Genomic DNA, 15,206 nt, shown 5'->3' on the forward strand with positions numbered 1-15,206 from the left:
GGTCATCTCTTGCCGCCGAAGCGAAAGTTGGCGGTGAAGATCCGGGTGTTGAGCCAGATCGCAACGAGAATGATCGCACCGGTAACAATCTGCGTGAAGAACGGCGAGATATGCATGAGGATCAGGCCGTTGCCGATGACCGCAATCGTCATCGTGCCGAGCACGGTCCCGAGGATCGTGCCGCGCCCCCCCATCAGCGATGTCCCGCCCAGCACTACGGCGGCGATAACCTGAAGCTCGAAGCCGACGGCCGCATTCGAAGAGCCGGAGCCGAGGCGCGCTGCGATCAATAGGCCAGCAAGGGCGCAGGCAACGCCGGCGATCATATAGACCGAGGCGATCACCCATTTCGCCGGCATGCCGACGCGGCGAGCCGCTTCCATGTTGGACCCGACGGCGACGACCTGGCGGCCGTATTTGGTCGAGGATATGACGACATAACCGGCGACCGCGACCGCAACCGCGATAAGCGCAGGCATCGGAATGCCCAGCAATTCGCCGCGGCCGAGCATGAAGAAGCCGGGAGCGTCCTTGATCGGGATCGAGTACCCTTGCGTCAGATAGAGCGCCAAGCCGCGCAGGATCGACAGGCCGGCAAGCGTGACGATGAAGGCCGGAATACCCTGATAGGCGGTGAACCATCCCTGCACGAAGCCGAGAAAGGCGCCGAAGAAGAGCATCGCGACGACGACGAGAGGCCAGGGATAGCCCATCGCCAAGACAATGGCCGCCACCGCATTGACCAGGGCGACCTGCGAACCGACAGAGAGGTCGATGCCGCCGGTTATGATTACCAGCGTCATGGCGACCGCGACGATGAGAATCGGCGCTGCCTGGCGGATGACGTTCAGAATGTTGCCGAGCGTCATGAAGGTATCGGTCGTGGCCGCGAAAAAGATGACGCAGGCCAGGAAGAAGAAGGCGATCGACAGAACCTGGGCGTTTTCCGAAAGGAAGTCTGCCGCCGGCGAGCCTTTCGCACGTTCGGTATAGGCCGTCATTGCTTGGCTCCTTCCCCGACGATCAGCTTCACGAGGTCTTCCAGGTTGGTCTTGCCGATTTCGCGCTCGGCGACCTTGGTGCCTTCGTACATCACGGCAATGCGGTCGCAGACACGGAACAGGTCCTGGAGACGGTGGGTGATCAGGATGACCGAGACGCCCTTTGCCTTGACGCGGTTGATCAGCGCGAGCACGGCTTCGACCTCCGCCACGGCGAGCGCCGAGGTGGGCTCGTCCATGATCAGGACTTTCGGATTGAACGAAGCGGCGCGCGCGATCGCGATCGCCTGACGCTGTCCGCCCGAGAGCTGAGCGACCTTGCCGGTCAGACGCGGAATGCGGATTTCCAGCGCATCGAGCATCTTGCGTGCTTCCTCGAGCATGGTCCTCGTATCGAGGAATGGCCCTTTGCTGATTTCTCGACCGAGGAAAAGATTGCCGACCACATCGATGTGGTCGCAAAGGCTCAGGTCCTGAAAGACCATTTCGATATTGCGGTTACGGGCGTCCGCAGGTCCTGAGAACCGAACCTCTTCGCCTTCCAGCGTAATGGTCCCGCCATCGGGAATGTAGGTGCCCGAGATGACCTTGGTCAGCGTCGATTTGCCGGCGGCGTTGTCGCCGACGAGGCCAAGGCACTCGCCGGGATAGATGTCGAGGTCGACGCCACGCAGCGCCTGGTGCGATCCGAACGTCTTGACGATCCCTTTGAGGGACACGCGGGGGCTGACACCGGTGCGGGAGGGCAAAGCCCCCCCGACACCAGCGACAGCGGGAGGATGCTGTCTTTCAGTCGTCATCATTTGAAGATCGCCCGATATCGCTCGACGTTGTCCTTGGTGACGATCGTTACCGGCACGGCGATGGTCTTTTCGACGCTGCCGCCGTCGGAGACCTTCTTCAAGGCGTCGACGGCAGCGGCACCCATGGCAGCCGGATCCTGCTGGATCACGGCGGTGACGTAGCCGGCGTCGATGCCGGCGATCGCCTGGGCCGTCAGGTCCCAACCGAAGACCTTCACGCTATCCTGCTTGCTCTGGCTTTCGACCGCGGCGATGGCACCCATTAGGGCCGGCTCGCCGGTCGCGTAGATTGCGGTCAGGTCGGGATTGCCGGTAATCAGGTTCTCGGCGGCAGCGAGCGCGTTGTCCTGCACGTTCTGTCCATCGACGACGCCGGCCGAGCTGATACCGTCGACATCCTTGATGGTCTTTTCAAATCCCTCCTGGCGAACGTTCTGAATGAAGGAGTTCAGCGCGCCGACGACACCGATCTTGGCTTTGCCATCGGCGTTGGCCTTGATGTAGTCGAGGAAGAACTTGCCCATGTCGGCGCCGGCCGTGGCGTTGTCGACGCCGATCTGCGCCTTCTGCGGGCCTTCCGGAAGGATCGCATCGATGGCAACGACGGGGATCCCGGCTTCGGCTGCCTGGTTGACCGCCGGCATGATGCCGTTGACGTCGATTGCGACGACGGCGATGCCATCGACCTTCTGCTGAATGTAGGTTTCGATCGCACTGTTTTGCGCGGCCGGGTCGTTGTTGGCATTGAAGATGACGAGCTTCGCGCCGGCAGCGTCAGCCGCCTTCTGCGCGCCTTCGTTCATCTGATTGAAGAAAAGCGCCTGCTGGTTGATTTGCACGAGCGCAAAGGTCTTTTCGGCGGCAAGGGCCGGCGAGAGAGCAGCGCCGAGGGTCGTCAATGCCGTGAAACCAAGCGTGGCGACTAAAGTCCTGCGTTTCAAATTCCAGTTCATGTTCTCATCCTCTGTTGGTTCTCCATTGCGTGATTTATCGTTTCGCAGGCGGAGCAACGGATTTCCGCACGACGATTTCGACTGGCAGGAGCTCTTCGACGAGAGCCTGTTTGCCCTGCCAGTTTGTTTCGAGAAGAAGGGAGAGGGCACGCCCGCCGATCGCGCGGACCGGCTGGCGAATGGCGGTCATAGGCGGACCGAAAAGATGGAGCGGGCCGACGTCGTCAAAGCCGATAACCGAAACATCGTCCGGGACCGAAACCCCCTGGTCCCGGAAGACCTCGATCATGCCGATGGCGATTTCGTCCGAGCTGGCGAAGATCGCCGTTGCCGGGCGACCTTCCTCGATGAAGCGCTTCGCCGCCTGCCGACCGAAGGCCACGGTGTAGTCACCGGCGTATTTTGAAAGACGGATATCCTCGCCGAACGCATCGCGCAGCGTCCGCTCAAGACCGTTGGAGCGCCGACGCGAACTGATCATCGCTTGCGGGCCGCCGACGAACAGCACATCCCTGTGCCCGAATTCCGCCAGATGCCGGCCTGCGAGCGCTCCGCCCAGCTCGTTATCGCAGAAGAGCTTGGGCGCCTGCGCGCCGGGAACGTCTTCGTCGGCGATCACGACTTTGCCGGTGCGGTTTATCAACGTGGCGAGTTGACCGTCGTCCGGGTGGTTGGTGACGAAGATCAGGCCATCGACGTGATTGCGTTCGATCAGCTGGAGATAGGCGACCTCGCGACCGGCCCGGTTCAGGGTGGCGTAAAGCGAGACGGCAAGCCCGCGGGTATCCGCCTCTTCTTCGACAGCTGCCACGAGCGTCGCGAAGAAGGGGTTGGCGATATCGGGAACGACAAGACCGATCGTATCGGAACGACCGCGGCTGAGCCGGCGGGCATGCGGGTTGGGCTGGTAATTGAGGTCGCGGATCGCATCCGAGATCCGCTTCTTCGTTTCGAAAGGCAGGTCGAGCGATCCGTTCAGCAGGCGCGAGACCGTTGTCACGGAAACACCGGCAGCTCGGGCTACATCCTTCAGACCTGTGACGCGTCGTGTGGTCACCTTGGCTCCATCCCCTGCCGTTGTAAACCGATTTACTAAAACGCTTTACAATAAGATTTCGACTTTCGTGTTCTGTCAAGAGACTTTCTCTGACACGAGGTCGGTGCGCCTATGGGGCCACGGATCGAGGCTCGGCCTGGGGCCGATTGGCGGCGGCGAAAAAGCCGCAAGGTCAATGCCGTTTGCACCTGAGAAAGCAGCATCTTGGCGCCGCGAGGCGGGAACAAATCAGGGGCTGATCGATTGAGAGATCATGAAAAACAAGGTTCCATTGGCGGCGCTGATGCTGCTATCCCCCGCCGCGCTGGCCAATGCCCAGACGCTTCAGCCAGACGCCATCGACGGTGCATCGATTACACCCACATTGTTGGAACGGACGACCGAGACCTCGGACAAGCCAGACCCCGCCATCGTCCGGCTCCAGGTGCTTCTCGATCGGGCGGGGGCGTCGCCCGGTGTAATCGACGGTTTCGCCGGTGAGAATGTCGCCAAGGCGATCGCCGCCTTCGAGACCATGCAAGGCCTGTCCGCTGACGGAACATTGCACGCCGACGTCATCGGGCGACTGCCGGAGCAGACGACGGTGGTCGAGCCCTACGTCATCTCCGAAGACGATGCTCAAGGATTGGTCGCTGAGATCCCCGAAGACTACTCCGAGCAGGCGAAGATGGCTCAGCTCGGATACACGAGCGTCGCCGAGAAGCTGGCGGAGCGCTTCCACATGGATATCGATCTTCTCAAGGCGCTCAATCAGACTTCGGCGTTCTCGGTCGGTGACACGGTTTCCGTTGTGAACCCAGGTCCTTCGACGCAGGGAACGGTCAAGCGCATTGAAGCGCACCGGCGCACCGGTCAAATCGTGGCACTTGGCGCCGACGATACGCTGATCGCAGCCTATCCGGCAACGATCGGCAGCCGGGAGACGCCATCTCCTTCGGGAACGCACAAGGTCAAAGGCGTCGCCCGAATGCCGCCCTATGTCTACAATCCCAAGATCAACTTCAAGCAGGGCGACAACCGAAAGATCTTGACCTTGCCGGGCGGTCCGAACGGTCCGGTCGGCACGGTCTGGATCGATCTCTCGAAGCCCACCTACGGAATTCACGGCACGCCGGAGCCGTCGATGATCGACAAGTCGGGATCGCACGGATGCGTTCGCCTGACCAACTGGGATGCGGAGGAGTTGGCGGGGATGGTCAAGCCTGGCGTGATTGTCGAGTTCGTCGACTAAGGTAGCGAAGACGTTTAGGAATTTCTGAACGGGCAAGAAGTCGAAACCGGCCACCGATCACGCGGTGACCGCTCGCGCAATTCCCATGTCGAAGCTTCAGCGGATACGCGTCTGAACGCGCACGATGTTCATCTGGAGCTCGTGGCTGGTTGCCTGTCTACCGAGCATCTTGATCAGGCGCTGCTCTTCGGTTTTGTGAATACCGGTCCGCCGGCAATAATCCGCGACGTCCCAGATATGTCTGATCTGGGCGTTGGCGACTGTTCGAACATCCGCGTGTTTCATTCCGTGCCTCCCCTAACCCAATACAACGTTTGGAGGCTGGTTTGGTTCCGCCAGGATGCGTTCCTGGCGGCTGTGGGTGCGTTCGTACCGATCCGTCGTGTATGGGCGCCAGCTACAAGGTGCAAAGCGATCGCGACGTCGGGGTCAGCCGAGAAACCTCGATCCTTCGCCAGCACTGGCTATCCATTCGAGGAAAGACCTCACTGGTCCATCTGACGTCCTTGTTCAGTTGCTCCCGATGCCGTGAAAGGCCGTCGTCGTCCTCATGCATTTCAAACCAGATAAACACCGTTTCGCCCTCACGGACGGGGAGCCTCGGGAAGGCGTTTGCGCTGCGTTCGGTAACGAACACCGCGTCGATGCGAGCACCGGCGTCTTCGAGGATCGGCAGTGCCTCGGCGATGAAGAATGCAGCGAAACGGTCCTCCGTGCCGGGCGCCAGCGAGCAGAGGTTCACGGTGACGACACCTCTGGTCGATTGTGCCTCTTGCTCCCTTGCAAGGTTGTGAGGAAACGGCTGCGTGCCAGCGACAGGCTTGACCAGCAACACATTGTCCGAGTTGAGCATCGTCTCGTTGGCGCGAGACCCATGGCCCTTCCAAACCGGGCCCGAATAAAAGGCCGCCAACGCCTCCGTTCGCGTTTGCATATCGGCAAAGGAACGTACCCAGACGAAGGCGTCGGGATCGTCGCAGTCGCGGAATTCGCCTTCAAGACGCATTCCGAGCGCTTCCTGCGGTTCAACGAATTCGCGGTCAAACAAGTCGATCAGGCGATCCCTTCCGCCGGGATGAAGTCGGTAGCGGCGAAGTTCGTAGACGGCGTGCGGTTCCATGAATCCTCCAAAACAGGTCAATTGTCCTGTTTCTAATAACAGGTTGATCGACCTGTTTTGTCAAGGCACTATGGCGAACGATTTTTCAGGCGGCGGTCATGAGCGAACACAAAAGAACCAACGATCCTCAAGCGGTGCGCCGCAGGATCGTCGATGCGGCCTACCAGGCCTTTGTCACCCAAGGATATCTCGCGACGGGAATGCAGGAATTGCGCGCGAAGGCATCCGTCTCAGGAGGCGCTATGGCCCATCACTTTCCGGCCAAACGGGAACTTGGATTGGCGGTTATCCGCGACCGCGTCGCCGAAGCGGTGCGGCAAACGTGGATCGACCCGCTGCGTATCTCGAGCGATACGCCCACAGCGATCGATCAGATCTTCACCGAGATCATCAGCGAGCTCTCCGAAAACGGCTCCGTCTCCGGCTGCCCACTGAACAATATGGCGATCGAAGTCTCCAGGCATGATGACGAGATGCAGCAGGCGCTGGGTGCAATTTTTGAGGCTTGGGAAGAAGCGCTCGCAGCGCGATTCCAGGAAGACATCCGCCTGAAGCGCGTCGCAGGCATTCAACCCGACAGCCTCGCCACCCTGATCATCGCCGCCTATTCCGGCGCGATGGCGATGGCAAAAGCCAATCAGCACACACGTCCCCTCGTGAACTGTCAGGCGGAGATCGCAGCACTTCTCGCGTCGAAATACCTCTAGGCTGGGTCCGCTCGGCTCCCTCGTGGGGAGGCCGCTGCCTCCGGATTATCCGCAAATGTTGGGGGTGTGGGCGACAGCTTGAGATGCTAGAGGTGCTCATCGGGAAGGGGCACTCCAATAAACAGGAGACTTCTCGATGAGCAGAACTGCCATGAACGCCCTCGGACAACCGCTCCATTATAGCGGAAGTTCGACCGCATGGTTTTCCGCAACCGGATCCGGGTCCACGCTCTACGGAACTCCCGGCAACGATTCGATCTGGGGCGACGGTTCCGTCGATGTGACCGTGTTCGGCGGCACGGGCGACGACGTCTACTATCTCTATTCATCGACGAACCGGGCCGAAGAGGCACCCGGCGAAGGGATAGACACGATCGATACCTGGATGAGCTACAGCTTACCGGAGAACTTCGAAAACCTGACCGTCACCGGTGACGGTCGACACGCCTTCGGCAACAGCGCCGACAACATCATCACCGGTGGCTCCGGCAGCCAGACCATCGACGGACGCGCAGGCAATGACGTGCTGGTCGGTTCCGGAGGCGCTGATACCTTCGTGTTCGAGCACGGCAACGGCAGCGACCTTGTCACCGACTTCAGCTCCAACGATACCATTCGTCTCGACGGATACGGGATTACCTCGTTCGAAGAGGTGCTGGCGAATGCAGGCCAGCAGGGAGACGATCTCCGCCTCCATCTCGGCGATGGAGAAAGCCTGGTCCTGGCCGATACGACAGCCGACCAACTGCAGGAGGGCCAATTCCAGTTGAGCCTGGACCGATCCGCCCTGACGCAGACCTTCTCAGACGATTTCGACACGCTTCAGCTCACCGACTGCACGGGCGGCATCTGGGATGCCAAATACTGGTGGGCGCCGGAAGAGGGGGCGACGCTCTCGGAAAACGGTGAGCTGCAATGGTACGTCAATCCGAGTTACGGGCCGACCGCATCGGCTAACCCGTTTTCGGTCGAGGATGGTGTACTGACGATCACCGCAGAGCGTGCACCGGACGCAATCCAGTCCGAGATCGGCGGCTATGACTACACGTCCGGGATGTTGACGACCTATTCGTCCTTTGCGCAGACCTACGGCTACTTCGAGATGCGGGCCGACATGCCGGACGATCAAGGTGCCTGGCCCGCTTTCTGGCTGCTGCCCGCCGACGGCTCCTGGCCGCCGGAGCTCGACGTCGTCGAAATGCGCGGGCAGGACACCAACACCGTCATTACCACCGCCCATTCCAACGAAAGCGGCGAGCACACGATCGTCAGAGACGGCGCGCAAGTCGCCGATACCGACGGGTTCCACGATTACGGCGTGCTTTGGACGGAAGACGAGATCGTCTGGTACTTCGACGATACCGAGATCGCCCGCGCCGATACCCCCGCGGACATGCACGAGCCGATGTACATGCTCGTCAATCTCGCGGTCGGCGGAATGGCCGGCACACCCGATGGCGATTTTGACGACGGGTCGCAAATGAAGATCGATTCCATCGAGGCCTATGCGCTGGACGCCGACTGGCTGATCTAGGCGGAGAAGCACGAAGGGGGCCGGCAGCGTCCGGGCTGCCGGTCCCGGCCTGTCGAAGCTGGAACGTTCGCCGTTCCAGCTCCGCAACAGGGCTAGTCCGCGATATGCGTGAGCCAATGGCGCGGCTTGTTGTCGGCGAGCTGAGCGACCTTATCGATCTTGTTGCTCATCACCCAAGCCATTGGCTGTTGGTGCAGCGGCAGCATGATGATCTCGTCCTTGACCATCTGCAGTGCCTTGGTCTGCAGATCGAGCCGCTTGGTCCGATCCATTTCGGTCGATGCCTGGATGATCAGCTTGTCGATATCAGGATAGCTCCAGCCGCCCCAGTTGAAGACGCCCGCCTTGTCGCTCCTCGTCTCGATCATCTGAAGCAGGATCGAGTAGCTGTCGAGCATCGGCTCGTTTGCCCAGCCGATGATGTAGACATCCGACAGACCGCCCGTGCGTTTGGGCGCCTGTGCCGCCGTCGGGCCGATGTCGAGTTGCGGCTTGAAGCCGGCGCGGCTCAGCATGTTGACGATGCTCTGGCAAAGCTCCTCTTCGTTGACATAGGCCTCGTTCGTGCAGACGAGCGTGAAGGGGAGATCGCTTGCGCCGGCCTCGGCGAGCAGCTTTTTCGACAGTTCGGGATCGTACGGCACGACCTTGTCCAGTGCTTCGACATATCCCGGGATTTCCGGCGCAACGATCGCACCCGCTGTCCTCGACTTGCCGCGCATGACCCGCTTCTGGATGAGTTCTGTGTCGAGCGCATGGGCGACGGCCTGGCGGACACGCAGGTCGTTGAACTTGTTGTCGACGCCGTCGGCCAGTTTCGGTTTGCGGTTGAAGCCCATCATGATGGTGCGAAGGTCGGTGCGCTCCATCACCTTCAGGTCCGGCTGCGCGACAAGGCGCGGAAGATCCTGCGCCGGCGCATTCTCAGTGAAGTCGATCTCGCCTGACAACAGTGCCGCCACGCGTGTCGCGGCTGAGACAATCGGCGTAAACTCGATGCGATCGATGTTGGACTTCGCCGGGTCCCACCACTCGCCGTTCTTGACCAGAACGGTCTTGCTGTCGGGCGTGCGGCTCTCGAGCTTGAACGGACCCGTGCCGTTGGTGTGGTAGGTAGCGTAGCCTTCTATCTTCTTGCCGACATCCGTCGGCTTCAGCGAATTGTTGTCGGCGAGCCACGTGGCGTCGAAAATGTGGATGTTCGTCAGGTCGTTCAAGAGCAGCGGATAGGGGCCGGTCAGTTCGATATCGACAGTGCGGTCGTCGACCTTCTTCGCCGACTTGTATGCCGGTAGGTTGCCCCGCAGCGGAGATGCCGGATCGCTGACCCGCGTTAGCGAGGCGATCACGTCATCGGCCGTGAAATCAGCGCCATTGTGGAACTTGACGTCCTCGCGCAGATGGAACCGCCAGACCGTGTCCGATACCGTTTCCCAGGAGGTCGCCAGTGCCGGTTCGATCTTCAGGTCGGCGTCAAAGCGCACGAGCCCTTCATAGACGTGATTGAGGAAAGACAGCGTGTAGCTGTCGCCATAGGAATAAGGGTCGAGCGAGTAGATATCGCGCGAAGAGCCCCATTTGAGCGTCTCCGCGTGAGCAGCCGCGGAAAGCGCCGTCGACATGGCGGCTGCGAGGATCAGTTTCTTGAGCATTCTGCTGTTCTCCTTTGTTGAGGTCACCGGCCCCCTTGAACGGGGAGCTTCTATTTAAGAGGCAAGGACGGCTCACAGGCCGTCCATCTCGCCGCCCGACAGGGGCGGCCAGTGGCGTGATCTGCTGTTGCGCGGCATGACCTTCTCGGTCGTGTCGATCACCGCAAAGACCTTCGGCGGCCTATGCGGGAATCTTGATCAACTGGCGTTCCTGGACGGCGATGCACCCAAGCGAAAGCCTCCTGGCGAGGCTTGAAGCACCAAGTCCCGTTGTCGATCGGCGGTCATTCGATGGCCAACACCAAGCATCAACTCGAACAGGGGCATATCTCTGCGCCGCTTCATGGAGGCGGTTCAGAAACCCGAGGCCAGTGTTGGACGCCGCAATGGCGATCGAACGAGGAGATGTCAGGCGAGCCGGCCCGGCGGTGCGGGCTCGTGCGTGCGGCATTGCAATACATCGTGCGAGTGCGCGGTCTTCTGGAGCCCTTGCATCAACCTGCTCCTCCCTAGCTCGTTGCTGCTAAGCGGCACCATCGCACGCCAAAAGTATTTGTCAACGTCTTTGTCGACAATCTTGAATACGATTATGGCGACAATCCAAGTGACCAATTTATCGGCCCAGGCGCGAGCAACATTGTGGGCAATGGAGAGGCCGCCTTAGGCCAAGGTACGCAACGGCCAGCTCGATAGGGAAAGCCACAAGCAGTCAACCTGTCACTTCGCCACGGAGGCCTGCTCGCTGCCGCCGCAAAGACTGTCGATGCGGGCGCGAACCCGGGCGACGCCCTCGGCAATGCTTGTGCTTGGAATGGACGAATATCCCATGCGGAAGTAGCGGCAGGGCTGGTCGCTTCTGGGGAAGAAGGGCGAGCCGGATTCGACCAGCACGCCGTCCTGCCGCAATTCGCTGACCAGCCGGTCGGCATCGAGCCCTTCCGGTCCCTCCATCCAGAAGGACGTGCCGCCGAAGGTCGAGGAGCCTGCGACTTTCAGGTTCGCCCTACGCAGTGACTCGGCCATGATCACGTGGCGCTTGTGATATTCGGTCCGCATCCGGTGGAGCACGGCGTCATAATGGCCGAGCGCCAGGAAATAGGCTGCGGTGCGCTGAAGGTGTCCGGGCGGGTGGCGCAACATCAGCGAGCGAAGCGCACGCGCCTCGCGAATGAAGGGGGCTGGCGCCACGAGGTAGCCGAGCCGAAGCCCGGGAAAAAGCGATTTCGAGAAGCTGCCGATGTAGAGCACCCGGCCTGACGGATCGAGCGCCTTCAGCGCCGGGGAAGGCGGAGCGAGGTAGCTGATCTCGAACTCGTAATCGTCCTCGACGATGACGAAATCTCTTTCTTCCGCAGCCTGCAGCAGTTGCGTTCGCCGATCCACCGGCATAGTCGCGCCGGTCGGCGAGTGGTGGCTCGGGGTCACGAAGACGGCATCGACGTTTTCCGGCAGGGCATCCGGTGACAGGCCCCCGACATCGACATCGACGGTGGTGACGTCGGCGCCGCTCAACAGCAGCGAGGCGCTGATATCGGGATGGCATGGGTTTTCGCAGACGGCGGCGGAGCCCTTCTCCAGGATCAAACGGGTCACGATCCAAAGCGCATTCTGCGCGCCGACGGTGACGAGGATTTCGTCCGGCGTGGCGTGGATGCCCCGGCGCGGCAGCGTGCGCGAGCAGATGTAGTTGACCAGCCGCACATCGTCGGCCGCGGCAAAGTCGCTCGCCATCAGCACGAAATCCTCTCGCGCCAGAGCCCGGCGGGCACAGTCGCGCCAGGCATTGAGATCGAACAGTGTCGGGTCCATCTGGCCATAGAGGAAGGGGAATGGATAGCGCCGCCAGTCCAGCGGCTTGGCGACCTGGCGCACGACGCCAAAGCTCATCTTGATCTTGCGGCTCCAGTCGATCGGATTGGAGCCGGCGGATCGGCGCTCCCCTTCCACATCCATGCCCGGCGGATTGCCGGAGATGCGATAGGAGCTGCGGTTGACCGCCTCGACATAGCCCTGGTTGATCAGTTCCTGATAGGCGAGTGTCACCGTGATGCGCGATATTCGCAGATAGTCGGCGAGCTTGCGGCTGGATGGCAGATGCGCGCGCGGCTGCACCCTTCCGGCGAGCACGGCCGAAACGACCGTCTCGCGCAACTGCGCCTGCAGGCCGATCCCACTGTCGCGATCGATGAAAAAAATGGTTTCGGAAACGTTCATCTGCACGACGCCTGCTCCCCCGACGGCGTTAAACTGGATCTATTCAACTTCCAGACTGGATATAACGCAAGCCGGATCTCGGCCTTATCGTCATCAGCAAGACCGGAGAAACGGTCAGCGAATAAACAAAGAGGAGGAAGACAAATGCTACATGGACATTTCAGACGACTGGCCGCAGCCGCCAGCATTGTCGCGAGCCTGGCCGCATCCGGCGTCGCTTATGCCGAAACGAAACTCGTCGTCGGCTATCAGCAGATCGTTGGCCCGTTCGTGGCTGCGATCGCCGATGGCCGCTTCGACGCAGCCGCCAAGGAGGCCGGCTATTCGATCGACTGGCGCCAATTCAGCTCGGCCGGCGACATCACTACGGCGCTTGCCTCCGGTGACGTGCCGATCGGCGTTCTCGGTTCGACCGGTACTGCGGCTGCCGCGACGCGCGGCGTCGAACTGCAGCTCTTCTGGATCCTCGACAATATCGGTCAGTCGGAAGCGCTGGTCGCCCGCGAGGGCTCGGGCATCGAGACGCCGGCCGATCTCAAGGGCAAGAAGGTCGCCGTGCCTTTCGTCTCGACGTCGCATTTTCACTTGCTGGTCGGTATGAACAAGGTCTGGAACGTCGATCCGCGCGAGGTGGAAATCCTCAACCTGAAGCCGCCGCAGATCGTTGCCGCCTGGCAGCGTGGCGATATCGACGCCGCCTATGTCTGGCCGCCGGCGCTCTCGGAAATCCAGAAGACCGGCAAGACGATCTCGGATTCCGAGGTGATTGGCGCGGCTAGCGTGCCGACCTTCGACGGGCTGGTGGTCGACAAGGCCTGGGCCTCGGAGAACCCGAAGTTGATGGAAGCCTTCACCAAGGTTCTGGCGGACGCTTATGCCGACTACAACGCCAACAAGGCGGCGTGGACGGAGGAGTCGCCGCAAGTGGAAGGCATCGTCAAGCTGATCGGCGGCGATGGCCCGAGCACCGTCGAAGCCTTGCGCCTGCTTTCGTTCCCGAATGCGGATGAGCAGGCCTCCGAGGTCTGGCTCGGCGGCGGCGCCACGCGTGCACTGACCGAAAGCGCCAAGTTCCTCGTCGAGCAGAAGCAGATCAGCCAGTCGCTCGACGACTACGCGCCTTATGTGAACGCCGACTTTGCCAAGGCGGCCGCACAATAGGCTAATCTGTCGATTGCCCCGGCCGTTGAGGAGCGGCCGGCGCACCACCATAGACCGTGACCGAGGTGCAGGGAGGCATTTCTCATGGAAACATTGAGCGTCAGAAACATCAGTCTGACCTACCCGGGCCTCTATTCGGACCAGGCAATCATCGCCTTGAAAGGCGTCAACCTTACCATCAACAGCGGAGACTTCGTCGTTGCGCTGGGCGCATCGGGCTGCGGAAAAACGACGCTGCTCAACCTGATGGCGGGCTTCATGGCCCCATCGGAAGGCGACATCACCCTTGGCAACCATCAGGTCAACGGACCTGGCGCCGAGCGCGGCGTCGTCTTCCAGAAGCACGCGCTTCTGCCGTGGCTGAACGTCATCGAGAACACCGAGTTCGGCCTCAAGCTGCGCGGCGTCGACAAGGCGACCCGGCGGGATCTTGCCACCAAGAACCTAGCTCTGGTCGGCCTTCAGGATTTCCACCGCCACATGATCTACCACCTCTCAGGCGGCATGCAGCAACGTGTTGGCATCGCAAGGGCGCTGACCTGCGATCCCGCGATGCTCCTGATGGACGAACCGATGGCAGCACTCGACGCGCTGACACGCGAGACCATCCAGGAGCTGTTGCTCAAGGTCTGGCAACTCACCAACAAGATGTTCTTCTTCATCACCCACAGTGTGGAAGAAGCGTTGTTCCTCGGCTCGCGGCTGATCGTCATGTCGCCGCGCCCGGGCCGCATCACCCACACCTACGAGCTCAGCTTCAACAAGCGGTTCCTCGCCGAGGGCAATGCGCGCGCAATCAAATCCAGCCCGGAATTCATCCGCATGCGCGAAGAAGTGCTCGGCATCATTTATGGCGACGAACGTGCGTCCGGCAACCCGGAGGTGGCCCATGCTTGACAGAGTGACACGCGCCAAGCCCGTAAAGGCCGGCAAGATCTTCGGCGCGCCCGGTGAAGGCAGCAGCGGCCTCATCAGCTTTTCGACGACGGTCGTCATCGTCGCTCTCTGGTTCCTCGTGACCGAAGGCGGCTGGGTCAAGCCGCTGTTCCTGCCGTCGCCGCTGGCGGTCTGGGACAAGTTCATGCTGGCGATGACCGACGGTGTTTCGAACTCGACGCTGATGCAGCACACGCTTGCCAGTATCGGCCGCGTGTTCGGCGCTTTCCTGCTGGCGCTGCTGACCGCCGTGCCGATTGGCGTGCTCATGGGCGTCAATCGCTTCGTGCGCGGCCTGTTCGATCCGATCATCGAATTCTACCGGCCGTTGCCGCCGCTCGCCTACCTGCCGCTCGTCATCATCTGGCTCGGCATCGGTGAGTTCCCGAAGGTGTTCCTGATCTATCTGGCGATCTTTGCGCCGATGGCAATTGCCGCAAGGGCAGGGGTGCGTTCGGTCTCGACGGAACAGATCCACGCTGCCTATGCGATGGGCGCCACCCGCGGGCAGGTCATCAGTCAGGTGATCATGAAGGCCGCCTTGCCGGAGATCTTCACCGGCATGCGCATCGGCATCGGCGTCGGCTGGACCACCCTGGTGGCGGCGGAAATGGTGGCGGCCAACCGAGGCCTCGGCTTCATGGTTTTGAATGCCGCCGAAAACCTCGAAAGCGACACGGTGATCATGGGCATCTTCATCATCGGCATCTTCGCCTTCGCCTTCGATCTTCTGATCCGCTACCTCGAAAAGGCGCTGATCCCCTGGAAGGGCCGCCTCTAACCGGCGGCTACCTCCGACACTTCAACTGAATACGGCCTGGCGGCCTTTTGAAGACG

14 protein-coding genes are annotated in these 15,206 nt (G+C 61.2%); 6 read left to right on the forward strand and 8 right to left on the reverse strand.

All coding sequences use genetic code 11. The features are described 5' to 3' along the window. Positions 1-2: 2 nt before the first annotated feature. From OVA00_RS00320 to OVA00_RS00335, 4 genes are read right to left on the reverse strand one after another with little or no spacing between them, the layout of a single operon-like run. Positions 3-1,001, reverse strand: coding sequence for an ABC transporter permease (locus OVA00_RS00320; RefSeq protein ID WP_060521155.1), 999 nt, complete (start codon positions 999-1,001; stop codon positions 3-5). Further along, on the reverse strand, positions 998-1,801 hold the full coding sequence (locus OVA00_RS00325; protein ID WP_034790756.1) for an ATP-binding cassette domain-containing protein: 804 nt from the start codon (positions 1,799-1,801) through the stop codon (positions 998-1,000). The genes OVA00_RS00320 and OVA00_RS00325 overlap by 4 nt, the downstream gene beginning before the upstream one ends. Continuing rightward, a complete protein-coding gene (locus tag OVA00_RS00330; RefSeq protein WP_268087662.1) occupies positions 1,801-2,757 on the reverse strand; it encodes a substrate-binding domain-containing protein in 957 nt (318 codons plus the stop codon). Before OVA00_RS00330 ends, OVA00_RS00325 begins: the two co-directional genes overlap by 1 nt. A gap of 34 nt (positions 2,758-2,791) precedes the next feature. Next, a complete protein-coding gene (locus OVA00_RS00335) occupies positions 2,792-3,814 on the reverse strand; it encodes a LacI family DNA-binding transcriptional regulator (RefSeq protein WP_268087663.1) in 1,023 nt (340 codons plus the stop codon). Positions 3,815-4,067: 253 nt separating this feature from the next. Here OVA00_RS00335 and OVA00_RS00340 point away from each other — a divergent pair, with 253 nt between their 5' ends. Continuing rightward, complete coding sequence (locus OVA00_RS00340) at positions 4,068-5,045, forward strand: L,D-transpeptidase family protein (RefSeq protein WP_268087664.1); 978 nt, start codon at positions 4,068-4,070, stop codon at positions 5,043-5,045. A gap of 96 nt (positions 5,046-5,141) precedes the next feature. Here OVA00_RS00340 and OVA00_RS00345 read toward each other — a convergent pair whose 3' ends face one another. Further along, the gene (locus OVA00_RS00345; RefSeq protein ID WP_268087665.1) at positions 5,142-5,330 is read right to left on the reverse strand and encodes a hypothetical protein; all 189 of its coding nucleotides are present in this window, start codon (positions 5,328-5,330) and stop codon (positions 5,142-5,144) included. A 112-nt stretch (positions 5,331-5,442) separates the two neighbouring features. Continuing rightward, positions 5,443-6,165 (reverse strand): NIPSNAP family protein, encoded by a 723-nt coding sequence (locus OVA00_RS00350; RefSeq protein WP_268087666.1) that lies wholly within the window; start codon positions 6,163-6,165, stop codon positions 5,443-5,445. Between the two features lie 98 nt (positions 6,166-6,263). Here OVA00_RS00350 and OVA00_RS00355 point away from each other — a divergent pair, with 98 nt between their 5' ends. Together OVA00_RS00355 and OVA00_RS00360 are read left to right on the forward strand one after the other, a co-directional pair. Next, a complete protein-coding gene (locus OVA00_RS00355) occupies positions 6,264-6,872 on the forward strand; it encodes a TetR/AcrR family transcriptional regulator (RefSeq protein ID WP_268087667.1) in 609 nt (202 codons plus the stop codon). A 136-nt stretch (positions 6,873-7,008) separates the two neighbouring features. Further along, positions 7,009-8,406: a family 16 glycosylhydrolase gene (locus tag OVA00_RS00360; protein ID WP_268087668.1), complete on the forward strand. Its 1,398-nt coding sequence runs from the start codon at positions 7,009-7,011 to the stop codon at positions 8,404-8,406. 92 nt (positions 8,407-8,498) lie between these two features. Here OVA00_RS00360 and OVA00_RS00365 read toward each other — a convergent pair whose 3' ends face one another. Next, entirely contained in the window at positions 8,499-10,058 is a 1,560-nt protein-coding gene (locus OVA00_RS00365) for an ABC transporter substrate-binding protein (protein ID WP_034790432.1), read from the reverse strand. Between the two features lie 717 nt (positions 10,059-10,775). Then, positions 10,776-12,272: a MocR-like pyridoxine biosynthesis transcription factor PdxR gene (gene pdxR, locus OVA00_RS00370; RefSeq protein ID WP_268087669.1), complete on the reverse strand. Its 1,497-nt coding sequence runs from the start codon at positions 12,270-12,272 to the stop codon at positions 10,776-10,778. Positions 12,273-12,416: 144 nt separating this feature from the next. Between pdxR and tauA the strand changes: the two genes are divergently transcribed. From tauA to OVA00_RS00385, 3 genes are all read left to right on the forward strand, one after another. Beyond that, positions 12,417-13,433 carry a taurine ABC transporter substrate-binding protein gene (tauA, locus tag OVA00_RS00375; protein ID WP_034790430.1) on the forward strand — a complete coding sequence of 339 codons (1,017 nt, stop codon included), beginning with the start codon at positions 12,417-12,419 and terminating at the stop codon, positions 13,431-13,433. Between the two features lie 84 nt (positions 13,434-13,517). Then, positions 13,518-14,330 carry a taurine ABC transporter ATP-binding protein gene (locus OVA00_RS00380; RefSeq protein WP_134887212.1) on the forward strand — a complete coding sequence of 271 codons (813 nt, stop codon included), beginning with the start codon at positions 13,518-13,520 and terminating at the stop codon, positions 14,328-14,330. Beyond that, positions 14,323-15,150 carry an ABC transporter permease subunit gene (locus OVA00_RS00385; protein ID WP_034790428.1) on the forward strand — a complete coding sequence of 276 codons (828 nt, stop codon included), beginning with the start codon at positions 14,323-14,325 and terminating at the stop codon, positions 15,148-15,150. Before OVA00_RS00380 ends, OVA00_RS00385 begins: the two co-directional genes overlap by 8 nt. The last annotated feature ends 56 nt before the right edge of the window (positions 15,151-15,206 follow it).

It is taken from the genome of Ensifer sp. SL37 (assembly GCF_026672675.1).
GTDB lineage: Bacteria > Pseudomonadota > Alphaproteobacteria > Rhizobiales > Rhizobiaceae > Ensifer > Ensifer adhaerens.

Excerpts from the sequence above, each read along its gene's own strand:
- OVA00_RS00365 (WP_034790432.1), bottom strand. The coding sequence starts at position 10,058 with ATGCTCAAGAAACTGATCCTCGCAGCCGCCATGTCGACGGCGCTTTCC.
- OVA00_RS00385 (WP_034790428.1), top strand. The coding sequence starts at position 14,323 with ATGCTTGACAGAGTGACACGCGCCAAGCCCGTAAAGGCCGGCAAGATC.
- tauA (WP_034790430.1), top strand. The coding sequence starts at position 12,417 with ATGCTACATGGACATTTCAGACGACTGGCCGCAGCCGCCAGCATTGTC.
- pdxR (WP_268087669.1), bottom strand. The coding sequence starts at position 12,272 with ATGAACGTTTCCGAAACCATTTTTTTCATCGATCGCGACAGTGGGATC.
- OVA00_RS00340 (WP_268087664.1), top strand. The coding sequence starts at position 4,068 with ATGAAAAACAAGGTTCCATTGGCGGCGCTGATGCTGCTATCCCCCGCC.
- OVA00_RS00325 (WP_034790756.1), bottom strand. The coding sequence starts at position 1,801 with ATGACGACTGAAAGACAGCATCCTCCCGCTGTCGCTGGTGTCGGGGGG.
- OVA00_RS00360 (WP_268087668.1), top strand. The coding sequence starts at position 7,009 with ATGAGCAGAACTGCCATGAACGCCCTCGGACAACCGCTCCATTATAGC.
- OVA00_RS00350 (WP_268087666.1), bottom strand. The coding sequence starts at position 6,165 with ATGGAACCGCACGCCGTCTACGAACTTCGCCGCTACCGACTTCATCCC.
- OVA00_RS00355 (WP_268087667.1), top strand. The coding sequence starts at position 6,264 with ATGAGCGAACACAAAAGAACCAACGATCCTCAAGCGGTGCGCCGCAGG.
- OVA00_RS00380 (WP_134887212.1), top strand. The coding sequence starts at position 13,518 with ATGGAAACATTGAGCGTCAGAAACATCAGTCTGACCTACCCGGGCCTC.
- OVA00_RS00345 (WP_268087665.1), bottom strand. The coding sequence starts at position 5,330 with ATGAAACACGCGGATGTTCGAACAGTCGCCAACGCCCAGATCAGACAT.
- OVA00_RS00320 (WP_060521155.1), bottom strand. The coding sequence starts at position 1,001 with ATGACGGCCTATACCGAACGTGCGAAAGGCTCGCCGGCGGCAGACTTC.
- OVA00_RS00330 (WP_268087662.1), bottom strand. The coding sequence starts at position 2,757 with ATGAACTGGAATTTGAAACGCAGGACTTTAGTCGCCACGCTTGGTTTC.